The following is a 17399-nucleotide window of genomic DNA, read 5'->3' on the forward strand; positions in this document are numbered from 1 at the left end:
AGCGCCCGGTGCGTGGAGACACGCACGCCGGGTGCGGCGGGCGGGCCGGGGAAACCCACCGTGAGCTATCACGGCAGGGCGCCTCGGTCCGACCCAACCCGGTGCCCCGATGAGCACGAGGCCAAGGAACTGCCGTCGCAGATGGACGAGGCCGGACCTGAAGCATCTGACTTCATGGAGAACCTCCCCGATGCCGCGACGCTAGCGCAGCATGGGCTTGAGGAACGTGGCCAGCTCCGCGTCGACGCGGGACGTTCCAGGTTGATCATGTGCGCGGCCGACGGGATCCGGACATGGCGGGCCCCGGGGACGCTGCTGGCGATGAGTTCGGCGTTGGACAGAATGTCGGTGCTGTCGAGGGCGCCGTCCAGGACCAGCACCGGCACGCCGATCTCCGCCAGGCGGCCGGCGGCTCCCGCTTCCCGCAGCGTACCCACGCCGAGCCCGGCGGCGTGCCTGGCGACGTTGGCCGCGGCCGCGGCGCGCATCCGTTCGCGCAGCGCGGCGTCGACGTCCTCTGGGCGCCGGTTCGGGCCGTCCACCCACATGCGCAGGAAATGCTCCACGTAGATCTGCGCGCCGTCCGGGGCGCCGATCGCGTCGAGCTGGCGGGTGAGGTGGTCGAGCACGAACGGGTCGGTGAACTCCCGCCCGCTGATCCCCGGTGAGGCCAGCGCCAGCCCCATCACGCGATCCGGATGGGTCAGCGCGGTGTCCAGCGCGATGCGCGAGCCGCCCGACAGCCCGACGAGCACGGCCTGCGGCACCTCCGTGGCGTCGAGCAGGGCCGCGAGGTCGTCGTGCGGGGCGAAGTCGCCCGCGACGGTCGAGGACCTGCCGTGTCCGCGCGCGTCGTACCGGATCGTGCGGGCTCCCGTGCCGGCCAGCCAGGTGAACTGCTCGTCCTACATCCGCAGGTCCAGCATCCCGCCGTGAAGAAGGACGATGGCGGGCCCGCCGGACGTGGTCGACTCGTAGAAGAGATGCCCGCCGTTGACGAGCACGGATGCCGCGGTGACAGTGGTGTGGGTCATGTCGGGTTCTCCCGTTCGAGCGCGGTTGAGTCCGGTCGTGCCAGCTGCTGGAACTCCGCGCTCAGGCGGTCGAGTACGTGCAGGGCGGTGGTGATGTCGGCGGCGGACAGGTCGGACAGCCTGCGCCGCAGTTCGGTCTGTTCGAATCGCACGATGGCGGTGATGGTCGCCTGCCCGTGCGCGGTCAGGCGGATCAGGTGGGAGCGGCGGTGCCCAGGGTTGGGCGCGGTCTTCACCAGGCCGGCGGCGGACGCCTCGTTGACCGTGCGCTGGACCGGCTGGCGATCAAGGCGCAGCGTGCGCGCCAGCTGGGGCACCGTTTGCGGCCCCGCCACCGTGAGCGCGTCCAGAACGGCATGTTGTGCCGCGGTGATGCCCGTGCCGTCCAGCTCCCGCTCCACCGCTCGGACCACCGATCGGTGCAACGGCCACAGGCGTCTGATCACCTGATGGAGCAGGTCGTCGGCAGCGACGGCGCCACCGGGTTCTATGACATCCATGATGTCATGATGGCACATGTGATGTCATTGCCGTGCTTGTGGGCGTCCGCATGGTGAGGGGCTGTAAATCGACATCCCAGTCCGGGCAGATCACGTACTCCTGAACAGCCGGTCCAGATGCATGTCGATCGCGGCGAGCGCGTCCTGGGGCTCGATCACGTCGAGTTCGATCAGGGAGGTGAAGCCGGTGAGGGCGAGGAGCAGGTTGGTCTCGGTCGCCGGGTCGCGGCCGGAGTCGATGTGCCTGTCGGCGATCGCCTGGCGGACCAACTGCTCGACGAGGGCCCGCCCTTGGACGAGGCCGCGGCGCGCCTGCTCGTGCACGGCCTCGTCGTGCAGCGCCTCCAGGACGTAGGCGGCGCTCATCCTGCTGGTCGCGCGGGCGTCGGCATGCAGGGGGAGCATTTCCGCGAGCGTCAGTCGCAGCACGTCACGAGGGTGCGGACGGTCACCGAGCTTTTCGAGCCCTTGGTGTACGCGCGCCGAGGTCTGCTCGGACGCGAAGTCCATGGCGAAGGAGAGCATGGCGGTCCGGGAGGCGAAGTAGTGCTGCAGCTGCCCGAGTGACATGCCCGCCTCCTGCGCCACCACGCGCATCGTCAGCTGTGTGACGCCGCGCTGCTCCACCACCCGCCACAGTGCGCGGGCGATCGCTTCGCGGCGTCCGCGGTGATCCACCTGTTTCGGCATCGCCGCCCCCTCCTCGTACCCTGCACTGTTCCAATACAGTTGACATAATACATCTGACCCATAATCCTGGGGTCCATTCGAGGGAAGGAATCGTCATGTCCGAACAGCCAAAGGTACGGACCACGGAAGGCGTGGTGCAGGGGCGCCGGCGGCAGGGGCACGCGGTGTTCCGCGGCATCCCCTACGCCCAGCCCCCGGTCGGAGCGCTCCGCTTCTCCGCGCCCGCGCCGCCGCACCGCTGGGAGGGGACGAGGCAGGCGGTCGAGTTCGGCCCCGTGGTGCCGCTGTCCCTGCCGATCGACGTGCCCCCGCAGGGCACCGACTGGCTGACGCTCAACGTCGGCACTCCGGATCCCGGCGCGGCGGGACTGCCGGTGCTGGTGTGGATCCCCGTGGGCGGCTACCTCTCGGCGGCGTCGAGCGACCCGATGCTCGACCCGGCAGCGCTGGCCGAGGCGGGACTCGTCGTGGTGACCATCAACTGCCGTGTGGGCGCGGAGGGTTTCGCGTTCCTTGACGACGCTCCGGCCAACCGCGGATTCCTCGACCAGATCGCGGCGCTGGAGTGGGTGCAGCGCAACATCGCCGCCTTCGGAGGCGACCCCGGCCGGGTCACCGTGGCCGGGGTGTCTGCCGGGGCAGGGTCGGTCGCCGCCCTGCTGACGATGAAGTCGGCGCGCGGCCTGTTCCGGCGGGCCATCGCCCATTCGGTGCCGGGGCTGCACAGCACCCCCGCGCTGGCACAGCAGGTCACCGCCGCGTTCGCGGACCGGCTCGGCGCGGCGGCCCCCACCGCCGAGGCCCTGCGCGACATCGACCCATGGCACCTGGCCGCCGAACTCACCTCCTTCAACGCCGGCCTCCATGCGCACCGGGAGAGCTGGGGACGCCTCACGGAGACCGGCACCGCGCTGTGCCCCGTCGTCGACGGCGAGGTCCTCCCGGAAACGCCCTGGCCCGCGCTGACCGGCGCGCGCGCGAGCGGGACCGAACTGCTCGTCGGCCACACCCGGGACGAATTCCGGTACTTCAGCGTCATGAGCGGACGGTACGGCACCTTCACCGAGGAGGACGCCCACGCAGCCCTGGAACTGCACGCCCCGCAGCCGGACGGCGCGCGGGCCTACCGTGCCGCGTTCCCGCAGGCAGGCCCCGAGGAGCTGGTGGAGACGGTGTACTCCGACGCCCTCTTCCGCATGCCGTCACAGAAGCTGGCCGAGGCGAACGCCGCAGCCGGCGGCACCTCGTACCTGTTCGAACTGTGCTGGGTTGCCCCGGCCCTCGGCGGCATCCTGGGCGCCTGCCACAGCCTCGACGTGCCCCTGGCGTTCGGCACGCTGGACAGTCCCGTCGGCACCCAGCTCATCGGCGAGGAGCCCTCTCCCGAGGCCGTCGCGCTCTCCCGCGAACTCCAGGAGGCATGGGTCCGCTTCGTCACCACCGGCGACGCGGGCTGGTCCGCCCACCGGCCCGGCGGGCACCTCACCCGCGTCCTGGACGCCGAGTCGAAGACTCTGCCCTACCCCGAACAGGCATCCCGCCAGATCTGGGAAGGCCACTCCCCCGCCCCCTTCGATCTCTCGTAATTGTCCGGGTCGGCTCCTACGACTGCGACGCCGGCACTCACCTGCCCAACGGGGACAGCGCGAATCGGCGTACAGCCAGGCAACACCCGGCCCGCTTGGCATCAGATCCCACCCGAGGGTGACGGACGACATCAAGAGCAGGGAGAGGCCGACGGGAGGTCGGTGACCGGCGGGTAGGCGATGTCCGGCCGTGCCCAGTAGCGGGTGACGTGGGCGGGGAAGAGCACCATGGGCCCGTCCATGCTGGCCAAGGTCCTGGCCTCTTCCGCAGTCTCGCACCACGGGGCCGCGCTCGATCTGACGGCCCCGTCGGGTGAAGCGCGGGGCGTCGCCTCGGTGGAAGTTGAATGGCAGTGTCCGGACACCGCCACGTATCGCTGCAGCTCGGGAGAGTCGCGATGGCTCGTCGGATGGCAACGGTCGCTGGCTGGCTGACGGCGCCTGCGACGACGCTCTCGAAGCGACCGATTTCCGCCCTCCCATCAGACGGCAAACCAGTAATTTCCCGGCGCCGGGAAGGATTCGGCCTCCTGCACCAGCTGCGCCGATGCTCTGGCCGACGTGGACGCCTGCCTGAGCCGGTTGAGCACGCAATCAAATATCGAGCGAACCACGCAGATCGGCATGGATGACGGCGGAAATGGCGTCGTGGCTGTGGTGGTGAGCTTCGGTACTCTCCCTGGCCACCTCGCAAAAACCCTGTCGATCAGGGTTTGACGAGGGGTTATTCTTACGCCTGGCTCTGGTCGTTGCTCGCCGTTCTCGGCCATCCCCGGAACAATGACGGAACAGGGCAGGAGGTTGTTCATGGCGATTCCAAAGAAGGGTTCGCGGCTCATCACCATTGACGACATGACATTCCGCTGGTGCGTCCGTCGTAAGCCCACCTACTGCCAGGGGAACAGTTGGGGTCCGATGACGTTCGCGGTGGAACTGCCCGGCGTGTCGGGCCGCGTCCCGCTGGTGTCGCTTCCCTGCTCCCGGCCGGACGCGTGGTAGGGCGAACGGACAATGGCCGTACGGCCGGCACTGATGACGGCGACCATACGCATGGCACTCGATCGCGGCTGGCATCCCCGGTGAACAGGCAGTGCCTTCGAGCTTGCCCTGACCGATGAGGACCTGACCGAGCTGATGAACGGCCGACCTCCTGCCTATGACGTCCCTTTCATCGGAGCTAGCTGGACGCTCGAAAATGGCGCGCCCGGTCCGGCCAGGGGCCGCCGGAAAATGACCTGTACTACAGTCACGGCTTCGTGTCTCCCTTTGTCACAGACATACTTGATCCTTATGACGAGACCGATAAGGCGGCTACTGATCGCCGTTGCCGTATTACTGCTGCCCTGGGCCGTACCGGCTGCGGCGTCAGCGGTCAGCTTCGTGTATTCCTACCGCTGCGACGGAAAGATCCTGACAACGCCGGGCCCGGAGCAGGTGGGCAAGCTCTGCACGATCCTGGCGGAAGGACCGGCGGTGGCCGGTCAGGTTCATGAGATCAGGATGGCCATCAGGCAGCGGAGCCTGGGGTATGTGTGGATGCGGGCCACGCTGTACACGACGAACGGCAAGGCGGAGTCACATCCCTTCGTGGTGCCGCAGGGCGAGTTCGAGCTCGACGCCAGCGACGCGGTCTTCGCCCAGGGACAGGCGGGCACCCAGGTACGGCTCATGACCTGGAACCTCTTCGGCGGAGGCACGCTCGACGGCAAGGACTACACCGGTGAGAACCTGAAGCAGCTGATCGAGTACGTCAACGAGGTCAATCCCGACGTCTTCTTCGTCGTGGAGGCCTACGGCTCGGAGACCGCCATCCTCCAGGGGCTCAACGCCGGGCGAGCCACGACCGACCTGTACAGCTCGGTCCCGATCACTGTGGCGGAAGAGGCGAAGTACCGCAATCTCTGGCTCTTCACCAAGCTGAAGGTCGTCCAGCGCTACACCGAGCGGCCGGAGATCACCGACTTCCACTTCGGCGGCGCCAAGCTGCAGCTGCCCAACGGCAAGCTCATCCACGCCTTCACCGTCTGGTCCCGGCACGAGGACTCGGTCTTCGCCCCCATGCACCACGCCGTGGTGAACAACCAGTTCGGCAAACCGATCTCGCCGTCGATCAACACGATCCTCACCTACGACGACACGAAACGTAACGCGCAGGGCCAGGCGATCTTGCAGAAAGTGGTGCCGTACTACGTCAAGGACGACGCCCCCGTGATCATGGGCGGTGACTTCAACGCGTGGTCGTATCGGGACTGGACCGGCCAGTTCGCCAAGGCCCGCGGACACGCCGGGCTGACCGTGCCATGGACCTACACCAAGCAGTACGTCGACGCCGGTTTCTACGACGTCTTCCGCTACATCAACGCCGACGCCGGGCTCTATCCGGGCCGCACCTGGAGCACGAAGAGCGGCTTCGGCGTCGCCCCCGCTCGCATCGACTACCTGCTCTTCCGTGACAACAAGGCGCAAATGCGCGTGCTGGGCGCCCGAACCGACGTGCGCCGCCTGCCCCGCCACCAGGGCGGCTACCTGGACCAGGAATACCCGTTCTACTCCGACCACGGCGCGGTCATCGCCGACGTGCTGGTCACCGGAACCGGTCCGGGCCCGAATCGTCCCATCGTGATGGAAAAGCCAGAGTACGCGCCCGGGGCCTGGCCCGCGCCGCCGGCGGGAACCCCGATTCCACCGGCGGAACTGTCCGCCACGGCCAGCACGTTCAAACCGCACGTGGGAGACCCCCGACTCGCGGTCGACGGTGACCCGTTCACCTACTACCACTCGCGGTATCCCGACGCGGCCGATCCCACGGTGAGCCCCGCCCAGCCGCACTTCATCACGGTGGACATGGGGCAGGAGCGCACGCTGTCCGCGGTCCGATTCGTGCCCAAGCTGGCCGCCGCCATCTCGGATGCCCAGAATCCGGTCGTCAACATGACCGGCACACCGCTCAGAGGTGCGCTGGAGGTCAGCGCCGACGGCACCTGGTGGGCGCAGGTGGCGAGCGTGACCTGGCCGCGGATCACCGGGCCGAACGACGTCCACCTCAATGGCGTCAAAGCCCGCTACCTGCGACTGCGCGTGGACAACGGCATGGGCGGCGCCACCGCGATCGCCGAGATCACTCCGTACGAATGATGTGGGAAGACGTGTTGGTCCGCTGGTGGGAATCGCCAGACAGCTTGGATGAGCGGCGTCGCCGCAGGCCACGGTGTGGGACTGCGCCACGTTCCGGGTCACGCACCGCCCGTGTGGCGCGATTCCTGCCGGCGACCATGACCGAGGCCGGCTGCACTGTGGAGGGCTCCATCCTGAAGCGGCACGGCGTGGTCAAGGACTACACGTGCAGGCACCGTCGCATCAGTTCAACTCGAAACTGGACGCTCTTCGTCCTGGAGTAGGCAAGGCCCGCAGGGGGAGTCCATGCCCTCGGGCCAGGATTCCCCCGGAGGGTTCGGGCGTTTCAGGCGTCCTGCTCCCGAAGGCGTCCCCGGCCCCAAAGTAGCGATGAGCTAGATCACGATTACTGCTCGTGGGAGTGTATCTCCGACATCACCGATGCGACATTCCCGGCATAGCGCTCCAAGATCCGGACTATAGGGTGCATCGGGTGGACATGACCGATCCCGCCACCCGGGACATTCTCCTGACCTTCGAACACGCGCGATCCCGGCTGTTCGGGCGCCTTGAGGGCCTGACCGACGCCGAGTACCACTGGGAGCCGGTCAGCGACTGCGTCGGACTGCGCCCCGGCGACGACGGCGTCTTCCGCGTCGACGCGGTCTTTCCAGAGTCGAGCCCAGATGCACCGGACCCCGTCACCACGATCGCCTGGCGTATCTGGCACATCGGCAACCTCTGCCTGCGCGGCTATGTGATCTACTTCTTCGACGACGCCCCCGAGTTCGGCGACCGCGACGCGTGGCCGGGCACCGCGAAGGAGGGCCTCCAGGCGCTCGCCGAGGACTGGGAGCACTTCACCTCCCGTCTTGCAGCCCTCGACGACGAGCGCCTGCTGGCGCCGATCGGCATGGGCCCCGCCGACAGCACCTACACCTACCTGAAGCTCGCGCTGCACGCCCTGGTCGAGGTCTCGCATCACGGCGGCGAGATCGGCCTGCTGCGCGACCTGTACATACGCCAAGGCGTCTGACACGGCCCTCATCGGGGCAGTGCACACCGCCATGGGCAGGGTTCTGGTGGGAACGGCGTCGTGGACGGATCGGTCGTTGCTGGAGTCTGGCTGGTATCCACCGACGGCCACCACGCCAGAAGAGCGCCTCGACCACTACGCGGCGAAATTCCCGCTGGTCGAGGTCGACGCCACCTACTACCACCCGCCCGCGCTGCGAACCGCCGAGCTGTGGCGCGACCGCATACCAGGAACGAGGCGCCTCCATCGCCGCGCTCGCCCGCGCCCACGGCGTCAGCCGCGCCGCCATACGGACCGCCCTCGCCGATCTCCTTCCCAACCAGCCAGACCCGGCCACCTACCCGTAAAACCACGAGCAGTAATCGTGATCTATCTCATCGCTACTTTGGGGCTGGAGACGCCTTCGGGAGCAGGACGCCTTTCAGGCGGCCTGCGGCGCGGAGGCTGGCTTGCGGACCCATGCCGACGGCCTCTTCCTGGTCAGTCGCCTGGTCATGGCCTGCCAGTAGGAGTGGAACGGCGAACCGGGTTTGGTGTCACATCTGTTGACGCTGTGCGGGAGGATGATCGACGGCGGCCCTGTCGTGATCTCTGGCGGGAGTCACTGACCAGCCAATCTCTAGAGGAGAGGTGCCTGATGGCCCTGCCGGTGATGACGGTGGAGCAGCGTGCGAAGGCGTTGGCGAAGGCGGCCGAGGCTCGTACGGCGCGTCGTGCGCTGTTGGCGGAGGTGGCCTCCGGCGCGGTGAGTGTGGCGGAGGTGTTCGAGCGCAGCGGGCAGGATCTGGTCGGCAGGACACGGGTGGTTCAGGTCCTGCGGGCCGTTCCCGGGTATGGGCCGGCCCGGGTCGCGGCGTTGATGGCCACCTGCGGGGTGGAGGAGAAACAGCGTGTTGGCGCGCTGAACGAGCAGCAGCGCGAGCGACTTTTGCGGGCTTTGATCAGCTGACAGCGCCGGGGTTGATGGTGTGCGCTATCGGAGCTCCGCGTCCGGGTGAGGTTGGCTCTGCAGGCGATGGCGAAGTTCGGTCTCCTGCGCCGTCGGCGCCTGGCCCGGGCGCCGGATGCGGGCCAGGCGGGGTCGGGGGAGGTCTTCGCCTTGCAGGAGGGCGAAGTCGGCGTGGGCCGCCTCGACGGCTTCGGGGTAGGCCTGTGTCTTCTCGTGCTCGGCCAGGGCCCGGTAAATGCTGGCGGGGGACGGGTTTTCGCCCTTGCGCCTCCCGGTCGGGATGATCAGGTCCTTGCGAATGTCTTCGACGCGTTCCCCAGCCGCCTTGCGGCGCAGCACGGTGTGCAGCATGTCGTCAGTGATCACCACCGGGCGGCCGCCGTGCTTGCCCTTGCGGGCGGCGGCGTCCAGGCCCTCCAAGGTGGACTCGCGGATGGCCTCGCGTTCGGTCTCGGCCATCGCGGCGAAGAACGCGAACAGCATCCGGCCCGGTCCGGACGGATCATAGATGCCGGCCAGCGGCCCGGCGAGCATCTCCAGCACCAGGCCGTGCGCGGTCAGGTGGTCGGCCAGGGCGGTGAGTTCGGCGGCGTCGCGGCCCAGCCGCTTCATCTCATAGACGGTCAGGATGACCCGGCAGTGCGGGGCGTGGGCCTTGATCTGCCGCGCCAGCGTGAGCGCCGCCTCGAACTGGGGGCGCACCTTGACCCGGGTCGAGATCTTCTCGGAGAAGATCTTCTCCCGGGGGATCCCGTGCGCGGCCAGCGCGTCCAGCTGCGACTGCAATTCTTGGGTGAGGGCGGAGCAGCGGGCGTAGCCGATCCGGATGTCGGCCGACGGCCCATCGTCGCTGAGCGGCGCGGGCGGGGGCGTGCCCGGCCGCCACGGCTGGCCCGGGTTCCGGTTGGCCGGGGTCGGCACTCGCAACAGCTTCGCCAGCCGGGGCACCTTGGTGAACCGGCCGGTGTGGTAGGTGCCGGCCACCGCGCCCGAACGCGACCGGCACGGCGAACCCGACGCCACGGCGCATCGCGGACACGGGTGACGCTCGACCTCATCGGCATCATGGGGGTGTTCCTCGCCGATGAAGGACAAAGGGGCGGATTCGGTGTGTTCGCGGGGTTCCGGGGCCTCGGCCATGCCCCAGATGTTCTCACAAACATTTCCCAGAATACGGCGATCTACCAACTTGCATGAGAACTAGTTCTGAGAAGAAATCAGCTTCTCTGGCGATCAGAACTGGCCCTGCGGAGCCTTCCGGTGATCTTCTCTGGGAATCGAGCGTTTGTGAGAGCTGATCTATTGGGGATTCGCCTGCTGGGTACGCGCTACGCCGCCGACCGCACCGGAAATACGCCGGTATCGCAGCAGGCAGCCGATCAGTCCAGCGCACAATGCGCGCAAACCACGACACTCTGATCGACACTCAGGCCGTACCGGAGGCTTCCTCCGTCATCGGGCGGGTTGGCCATCATGGCCCTGAACCGCAGCTTCATGTGCTACAGCCCGAGTGAGGCGATGAGCTCGCGCATCTCGTCGCGGTAGACGGTTGCTGGGTCGTGGACAAGTCCGCGCAGGTGCCCGTAGATCTCCAGCGCCATCAAGCCGTGCATGCGCCCCCACACGCGCATGGTCAGGGCCAGCCCCGCGGGCGGCAGGTCGGGGAACTCCTCTCGGGTGTGCGCGACCAAGCCGGCGTCGAAGTCGGCCCAGTCATAGTTCTGGCGCGCGCTCCCGGTGGCCGGCCACGCGGCTGCCACGAGACCGATGATGCCGGTGCAGGCGCGCACTCCGGCGGCAATGCCGGGGCTGTCTTCCGGCGCCTGGTAGCCGGGCACCGGGTCACCGTAGATGAGCCGGAAACCCTCGGGGTTGGCAAGGGCCCATTCTCGTACGGCCTGTGCCCAGGCCATGAGCCGCCCGCCGGCATCGGACTCGGGCACCGCGTCGCGCGCTGACTCGGCGGTCTCGACGAGGGAGGTGTAGACGTCGCCGATCAGGGTCGTGACCAGGTCGTCGCGAGTGGCGAAGTAGCTGTAGATGGCGCCCGCCGTCATGCCCATCTCGCGCGCGATGGCGCGCAGCGAGATCGCGTCGGGGCCGCCCTCGGCCATGAGCTTGAGCGCGATCGCCTTGATTTCGGCGCTGGTCTGGGCGCGCAGCCGTTCGCGTCGGTTCATGGTCGCTTCCATGCCGACAGTCTACAGGGTTTGACTATTGAACGCCGTGCCCTATGGTGAACGCCGTGTAGGAATTCGACGGCATGTAGGAAGGCATTTATGGAATCGCCACGACTGCGCCTTGGGCTGCTGGCGTTGACGCAGCTCATCGTGGCTCTCGACTACAACATCGTGTACGTGGCGCTACCCGACATCGGGGACGCGCTCGGTTTCAGCCCGTCGTCGGTCCAGTGGGTGGTCAGCGCCTACGCGATCGGCCTCGGTGGGCTCCTGCTTCTTGGCGGACGGGCCGTCGACCGGATCGGACCGCGCCGGATGTTCATGGCAGGACTGGCGCTGTACGGCGTCGCCTCGCTGGCCGGCGGACTGGCGACCGGGTCGGAGATGCTGGTGGCCGCTCGCGCGGTCCAGGGCATCGGCGGTGCGCTGCTGACTCCCGCCACCCTCACGCTCATCTACCGGGGATTCGCCGAGGGACCGGCCCGCAACCGGGCCCTGGGCGCCTGGGGGATGGCGGGCAGCGCGGGACTGGCCGCCGGATCCCTGCTGGGCGGCGTGCTGACCAACTATCTCGGCTGGGAATGGGTGTTCTACGTCAACGTGCCACTGGCGCTGATCTGCGCCCTGGCCGCACCCCGCTTGCTGCCCGCCGATCCCGACCGCACCCCGGGCTCCTTCGACGTGCCCGGCGCGCTGCTGGCCACCGGGGGCGCCGCGCTGCTGGTGTTCGGGCTGGCCAGCGGCCCCGACTCCGGATGGGACTCGCCCCGCGTCTACGGCTCGCTGGTCACAGGCGCCCTCTTGCTGGTGGCGCTCCTGGTGGTGGAGTCACGCACGCGCGACCCGCTGATCCCGCTACGGCTGGCGCGTGGCCGCTCCCTGGCCACCACCATGATCGTGATCGCCATCTTCCAGGGCACCCTCGGCGGCGGCTACTACATCCTCACCTCCTACCTGCAGCCCGTCCTCGGCTACAGCTCCCTCCAGGCGGGCCTGAGCTTCCTGCCGCTCACCCTGGTCTGCATGTTCGCCGCCGTGAAGGCCACCCCGATGGCGCTCGGCCGCTGGGGGATCCGCACCACACTCTCGGTCTCGACGGTCGGTACCGGCGTCGGCATCGCCCTCATGGTCATGGGCACCACACCCGCGGGTGGCTTGTGGACCCTGCTGCCCGGCAGCGTCGTCTGGGGCCTGTTCGGCGGCATCGCCTTCGTCACCCTGTTCGCCTCCGCCGGATCCGGCATCGCGCCACACGAGCAGGGAGTCGCCTCCGGGATCGCCAGCACCGCCAAGGAGATCGGCGGCGCCATGGGCCTGGCCGTCATCGTCGCCATCACCACCGCCTCGCCCAACCTCCTCGGCGGCCTGCACGTCGCCGGCTGGACAGCGGCGGCACTCACCGTCGCCGGGGGCCTGATCGCCCTGGCCCTCGAACCCTCCCGAACCCGCACTCCCGAAGGAGTAACCGCATGAACACCAACGACCTGATCCTCCAGTACCTCGACATCTGGAACGAGCGTGACATCGCCGCCCGTGAGGCGCTCATGACATCCGTCCTCACCGACGACTCGTTCTACTCCGACCCCGACCACGCGGGCCTGCGCGGGCACGCGGAGCTGTCGAAGGCGATCGGCAGGGCCCAGCAGAACTTCGGCGACCTGCGCTTCACCCTCGACACCGTGATCAGCACCCACCACGACCGCGCCCTGTTCACCTGGCGGCTCGGCACGGTCGCCATCGGTTATGACGTGGTGAAGTTCACCGGCGACCGCATCAGCAGCATCATCGGGTTCTTCGCATGAGCGGCTGGGGAGCGGCCTGGACGACCGCACCGCAACCGCCGGGCGTTGGCTTCGGGCCCAACTGGTCGCAGGAGGGCTTCGCCGGCCACACGATCCGCCAGACGGTGCGGCTCGGCATCGGCGGCGACACCCTGAGAGTCAGGCTGTCCAACCGGTACGGCACGGCGCCACTCCGCGTCACCGGCCTGACCGTCGCGGCCGGCGCGGGCGGCGCCGAGGTCAAGCCCGACACCCTGCGCGAGTTGACGGTGGCCGGTGACACCGCCTTCTCCATCCCCGCGGGGGCCGACCTGGCCACCGACGGCGTGCCGTTCCGCACCGAGGCGCTGGACGCGGTGACCATCACGATCTACCTGGCCGAGCCGTCAGGGCCGGCGACCTATCACACGCAGGCGCTGGCCACCACGTATCGGGCGGCGGGCGACCACCTTGTTGACCATGATGGTGTCGCCTTCACCGAGACCTCACAGTCCTGGTACTACCTAGGCGGCGTCGACGTCGACGTCGACGCGACCGCGGGCGACGGCATCGTGGTTTTCGGCGACTCGCTCACCGACGGGACGGGCAGCACCCCCGACACTGACCACCGCTTCCCCGACCTGCTGGGACGGCGGCTGGTGGGGCGTGCCGTACTGAATCAGGGCGTTGGCGGCAACCGGGTGACGGTCGACTCGGTCTGGCTGGGTGAGCGTGCCACCGTCCGATTCCAGCGCGATGTGCTGGATCTGCCAGGAGTGAGCACAGTCCTCATCCTGGCCGGGATCAACGACATCTCCATTAGCGAGGTGGCGGAGAACTCTCCGTTCCCGCAGTTCGCGCCCTACACCGAGGTCTCGGCGCAGCAGGTCATCGCCGGGCATCGGGACCTGATCAGGCAGGCACGCGCCGCCGGGCTGCGCGTGGTCGGCGCCACGTTGCTGCCCATGCGTGGTTCGGCGTTCTCCACCATGCGCAGCGAAGCCAAACGGGCCGAACTCAACGCCTGGATCCTGGAGTCTGGGGAGTACGACGCCGTCATCGACCTGGCCCGGACGATGGGCGACGTGCTGGATCCCGCTCACGACTCCGGCGATCACCTGCACTTGAGTGACGCGGGTTACCGGGCGATGGCCGCCGCCGTCGACCTGTCGCTCCTTTGACGTCGGCCGCGCTACCCGCAGGGTCTTCCTCCCAGGAGCCTTCGGGTGGCGCGTCGAACTCAGCCAGGAGCGACTGAGCGATCAACGCGACGATGAGTAGCACGATTCCTGCTCGCACCCCGGACACTCGTGCAACCCCGGCCGTCATGAGCCGGACATCGATGATCATGACTGGCGTGAGACTGGAACAATTCACCACGTAATCGGTCACGTCGATCATCTGGCCTGACCGCTGCTGATATCCGAGGGCGCCCCCGGCCGCGCCGTGCGAGGTGGGGGCGCTCTGGCATGCCTGGAGGCCCCCTGTGCCGGTCAGTTTCCTCACAACCGAGCAACGCAGCCGATACGGCGTCTTCAACGCCGTGCCAGACATCGCCCAGCTGGGCGCCTTCTTCCATCTGGACGCCGATGACCGGCGCCGGGCGATGGCCGCCAACGGCGCGCGCAACCAGCTCGGCTGGTCCGTGCAACTGGGCACCGCACGGTTCTTGAACTGCTTTCTGGACAATCCCGAGGACGTTCCCACCGCGGTGGTCGACTACGTCGCCGAGCAGCTCGGCCTGCAGGCCTCCGACCTGAAGGGGTACGGCCAGAAGGAGGCCCGCTGGGATCATCAGGAGCAGATCCGCACCGGCTACGGCTTCACTGCTTTTGCGGGCGAGCAGTGGTTCGCGCTGGCCTGCTGGCTCTACAAGCGGGCCTGGACCACGGGCGAGCGCCCGATCGTGCTGTTCGACCTGGCCACCCACCGTCTGGTGGAGGCCAAGATCCTGCTGCCCGGTGTCACCACCCTGGAGCGGATGATCGCCGCGCTGCGCGAGCGCGTCGCCGCCCGCCAGTACGCGCTGCTGGCCGCCGCCCCCAGCCCGAACCAGGCCGTCGTGCTGGAGAACCTGGTCAAGGTCGAACAGGGCCGGCGCGTCTCCCGGCTGGACCGACTGCGCAAGAGCCCCACAGACGTCAGCGGCACCGGCCTGGTCAAAGCCCTGGACCGGCACGTGGAACTGCGCGACCTGGGCGCGGCCGGCTGGGACCTGAGCGCGGTGCCGCCCGGCAAGATCGCCGCACTGGCCCGTTTCGCCCACGCCGCACGCGCCCAGGCCGTCGCCGAACTGGCCGGTGACCGCAAACTCGCCACCCTGGTCGCCTTCGCCGCGACCATGGCCCCCCAGTCGGCCGACGACGCGGTCGAGGTGTTCGACCTGGCGGTCGGCGACCTGCTGCGCACCTCGGCGTTCAAAGCGAACAAGGAGCGGATGCGCACCCTCAAAGACCTCGACACCGCGGCGATCGTGCTACGCGAGGTGTGGCTGAAGATCCGCTCCGTCGCCGAAATCCCCGACGGCGACATCCGCGCCGCCCTCGATGAGATGGACCTGGCCGCCATCGGCGCCGCCGCCGACGTCATCGGCGACATCGCCCGCGAACCGGATGAGGACTTCCAGGAAGAGTTGCTGGCTCGCTACGCCACCATCCGACGTTTCCTGCCCAAGCTGCTCAAGCACCTCGACTTCAACGCCGGCGCCGACCAGGCGCCCGGGCAAGGGGTACCGCACGGCCATGAGGTGCTGGCCGCGCTGGACTTCCTCAAAGCGATCGAGCGCCGCCGCACCGACATCGACCCCAGCGAGGTTCCCGCGGACCTGCTGTCCTCGGCCTGGCACCGGCGCGTCTTCCCCAAGCGCGGCGAACTGGCCGGCACCTTCAACAGACACGCCTACACCGTGGCGGCCGTCGAGCGGCTGCGCGAATCGCTGCGCCGCCACGAGGTGTTCGTGCCGGGCCTGCGCAAATGGGGCGACCCCACCGCCGGACTGCTGAAAGGCGCCGAGTGGGACAAGGCCCGCCCCCGCGTCTGCGATGAGCTGAACCTGTCCCCGCAGCCCGGCACCGACGTGGAGCGCTGGGCCGGCACGCTGGACTTCGCCTACCGCCAACTGGCCGCCGGCCTGTCCGGCGAAGACGACGGGCGCAACGACTGGGTACGCCTGGCCAAGGACGAAGGCGGCAAGGACCACCTGGTGCTCACCGGCCTGGACCGCCTGGATGAGCCCGCCTCCCTGACCACGCTGCGTGCCGACATCGACGCCCGCATGCCCATCGTGGACCTGCCCGAAGCCCTGCTGGAGGTGCACTCCTGGACCGGCTGCCTCGACCACTTCACCCACGTATCGGGGGACGCGCCCTCCCGCAAACAGGGCATGATCACCTCGATCGCCGCCGTCCTGGTCAGCCAGGCGATGAACGTCGGCATGCGGCCGATGGCCGCCGAAGGCGAACCCGCCCTCGCCCTGGACCGGCTGTATTGGGTAGAGCAGAACTACCTGCGCGCCGCCACCCTGACGGCCGCCAACGCCGCCCTGGTCGAGTTCCACTCCGGCCTGGAGCTGGCCCAAGCCTGGGGCGGCGGCGAACTCGCCTCCGCCGACGGACTGCGGTTCGTGGTTCCGGTGAAAACCATCAACGCCGGACCCAACACCAAATACTTCGGAAAGGAAAAGGGAGCCAAGGGCGTCACTTACTACAATTTCACCTCCGACCAATTTACCAGCCTTCACGGCATCGTCATTCCCGGCACCCCCAAAGACTGGTACTACATCCTGGAAGGGCTGCTGGATCAGGAAACGTCATTGAAGCCCACCGAGATCACCTCCGACACCGCAGGCGCCTCCGAAATCGCGTTCGGCATCTTCCGGCTGCTGGGCTGGCAATTCTCCCCGCGCCTGGCCGATGTCGGCAGCGCCACCCTGTTCCGCGCTGATGCGGCCGCCCACTACGGATCCATCGACGCCCTGGTCCGCAGCCGGGTCAACATCAAGCTGATCAACGACTCCTGGGATGATCTGCTGCGGGTGGCCGGATCGCTGCTCACCGGTGCGGTCAAGGCCAGCGAGCTGTTTCGCTACTTCGCCGGCGGTGGCACCCCAACCCCCATCGGGCGCGCCCTGATGGAGCTGGGCAAACTCGATCGCTCCACCTACCTGGCCAGCTACTACGACGACGAACTGCTGCGCCGCCGCGTCAACACCCAGCTCAACCGGCAAGAATCCCGCCACACCCTGGCCCGCAAAATCTTCCACGGCCAAAAAGGCGAGCTCCGGCAGAAATACAAAGAAGGCCAGGAAGACCAACTCGGCGCCCTGGGATTTATCACCAACGTCTGCATTCTGTGGAACACGGTCTATACGGCCCGCGCCCTGGAAGCAATACGAGCCGAGGGTAAGAAAATCTCCGCCACCGACATCGCCCGGCTATCACCTCTGGGCTTTGAACATTTCAACATGCTCGGCCGCTACAGTTTCACTCTGCCCGAACTGGTCCGCGACGGGCAACTGCGGCCGTTGCGCACACCCCCGCCCGCCGAGTAAC

At 68.3% G+C, this 17399-nt stretch carries 15 protein-coding genes and 1 pseudogene; 9 read left to right on the forward strand and 7 right to left on the reverse strand.

From position 1 onward, the window contains the following. Positions 1-68 precede the first annotated feature (68 nt). The 4 genes from ACFYYW_RS43100 to ACFYYW_RS43115 all read right to left on the reverse strand — a co-directional run bounded on the left by ACFYYW_RS43100 (position 69) and on the right by ACFYYW_RS43115 (position 2224). A complete protein-coding gene (locus tag ACFYYW_RS43100) occupies positions 69-887 on the reverse strand; it encodes an alpha/beta fold hydrolase (RefSeq protein WP_387659006.1) in 819 nt (272 codons plus the stop codon). An 18-nt stretch (positions 888-905) separates the two neighbouring features. Further along, positions 906-1034, reverse strand: a complete 129-nt coding sequence (locus tag ACFYYW_RS43105) for a hypothetical protein (protein ID WP_387658788.1) — start codon at positions 1032-1034, stop codon at positions 906-908. Next, positions 1031-1552, reverse strand: a complete 522-nt coding sequence (locus ACFYYW_RS43110; protein WP_352366352.1) for a MarR family transcriptional regulator — start codon at positions 1550-1552, stop codon at positions 1031-1033. Before ACFYYW_RS43110 ends, ACFYYW_RS43105 begins: the two co-directional genes overlap by 4 nt. Before the next feature lie 72 nt (positions 1553-1624). Further along, positions 1625-2224, reverse strand: a complete 600-nt coding sequence (locus tag ACFYYW_RS43115) for a TetR/AcrR family transcriptional regulator (RefSeq protein WP_387658792.1) — start codon at positions 2222-2224, stop codon at positions 1625-1627. Positions 2225-2319: 95 nt separating this feature from the next. Here ACFYYW_RS43115 and ACFYYW_RS43120 point away from each other — a divergent pair, with 95 nt between their 5' ends. Continuing rightward, complete coding sequence (locus tag ACFYYW_RS43120; RefSeq protein WP_387658795.1) at positions 2320-3810, forward strand: carboxylesterase/lipase family protein; 1491 nt, start codon at positions 2320-2322, stop codon at positions 3808-3810. A 482-nt stretch (positions 3811-4292) separates the two neighbouring features. On the opposite strand, the gene ACFYYW_RS43125 is transcribed toward ACFYYW_RS43120, so the two are convergent. After that, positions 4293-4655 (reverse strand): hypothetical protein, encoded by a 363-nt coding sequence (locus ACFYYW_RS43125; protein ID WP_352366346.1) that lies wholly within the window; start codon positions 4653-4655, stop codon positions 4293-4295. Positions 4656-5100: 445 nt separating this feature from the next. On the opposite strand from ACFYYW_RS43125, the gene ACFYYW_RS43130 reads away from it, so the two are divergent. The 4 genes and pseudogenes from ACFYYW_RS43130 (at position 5101) to mihF (ending at position 8909) form a co-directional block, all read left to right on the forward strand. Continuing rightward, entirely contained in the window at positions 5101-6945 is a 1845-nt protein-coding gene (locus ACFYYW_RS43130) for an endonuclease/exonuclease/phosphatase family protein (RefSeq protein WP_387658798.1), read from the forward strand. A 478-nt stretch (positions 6946-7423) separates the two neighbouring features. Beyond that, the gene (locus ACFYYW_RS43135) at positions 7424-7960 is read left to right on the forward strand and encodes a DinB family protein (protein WP_352366368.1); all 537 of its coding nucleotides are present in this window, start codon (positions 7424-7426) and stop codon (positions 7958-7960) included. Positions 7961-7991: 31 nt separating this feature from the next. Beyond that, positions 7992-8135 (forward strand): annotated as a pseudogene (locus tag ACFYYW_RS43140) (DUF72 domain-containing protein); the annotation flags it as partial. A 462-nt stretch (positions 8136-8597) separates the two neighbouring features. Continuing rightward, positions 8598-8909 carry an integration host factor, actinobacterial type gene (mihF, locus tag ACFYYW_RS43145; protein WP_352366366.1) on the forward strand — a complete coding sequence of 104 codons (312 nt, stop codon included), beginning with the start codon at positions 8598-8600 and terminating at the stop codon, positions 8907-8909. 24 nt (positions 8910-8933) lie between these two features. Here the strand turns inward: mihF and ACFYYW_RS43150 are convergent, their stop codons facing one another. Next, positions 8934-10049 carry a recombinase family protein gene (locus ACFYYW_RS43150; protein WP_352366342.1) on the reverse strand — a complete coding sequence of 372 codons (1116 nt, stop codon included), beginning with the start codon at positions 10047-10049 and terminating at the stop codon, positions 8934-8936. Between the two features lie 359 nt (positions 10050-10408). After that, positions 10409-11101 (reverse strand): TetR/AcrR family transcriptional regulator, encoded by a 693-nt coding sequence (locus tag ACFYYW_RS43155; RefSeq protein ID WP_352366340.1) that lies wholly within the window; start codon positions 11099-11101, stop codon positions 10409-10411. Positions 11102-11188: 87 nt separating this feature from the next. On the opposite strand from ACFYYW_RS43155, the gene ACFYYW_RS43160 reads away from it, so the two are divergent. The 4 genes from ACFYYW_RS43160 (at position 11189) to ACFYYW_RS43175 (ending at position 17398) form a co-directional block, all read left to right on the forward strand. Further along, entirely contained in the window at positions 11189-12562 is a 1374-nt protein-coding gene (locus ACFYYW_RS43160) for an MFS transporter (protein ID WP_352366338.1), read from the forward strand. Beyond that, positions 12559-12891, forward strand: a complete 333-nt coding sequence (locus ACFYYW_RS43165; protein WP_352366336.1) for a nuclear transport factor 2 family protein — start codon at positions 12559-12561, stop codon at positions 12889-12891. Before ACFYYW_RS43160 ends, ACFYYW_RS43165 begins: the two co-directional genes overlap by 4 nt. Continuing rightward, positions 12888-14030, forward strand: a complete 1143-nt coding sequence (locus tag ACFYYW_RS43170; protein WP_387658803.1) for an SGNH/GDSL hydrolase family protein — start codon at positions 12888-12890, stop codon at positions 14028-14030. Before ACFYYW_RS43165 ends, ACFYYW_RS43170 begins: the two co-directional genes overlap by 4 nt. Positions 14031-14335: 305 nt before the next feature. After that, entirely contained in the window at positions 14336-17398 is a 3063-nt protein-coding gene (locus tag ACFYYW_RS43175) for a Tn3 family transposase (RefSeq protein WP_387658806.1), read from the forward strand. Position 17399: the final 1 nt, after the last annotated feature.

Source organism: Nonomuraea sp. NPDC001831 (assembly GCF_042892035.1).
Lineage (GTDB): Bacteria > Actinomycetota > Actinomycetes > Streptosporangiales > Streptosporangiaceae > Nonomuraea.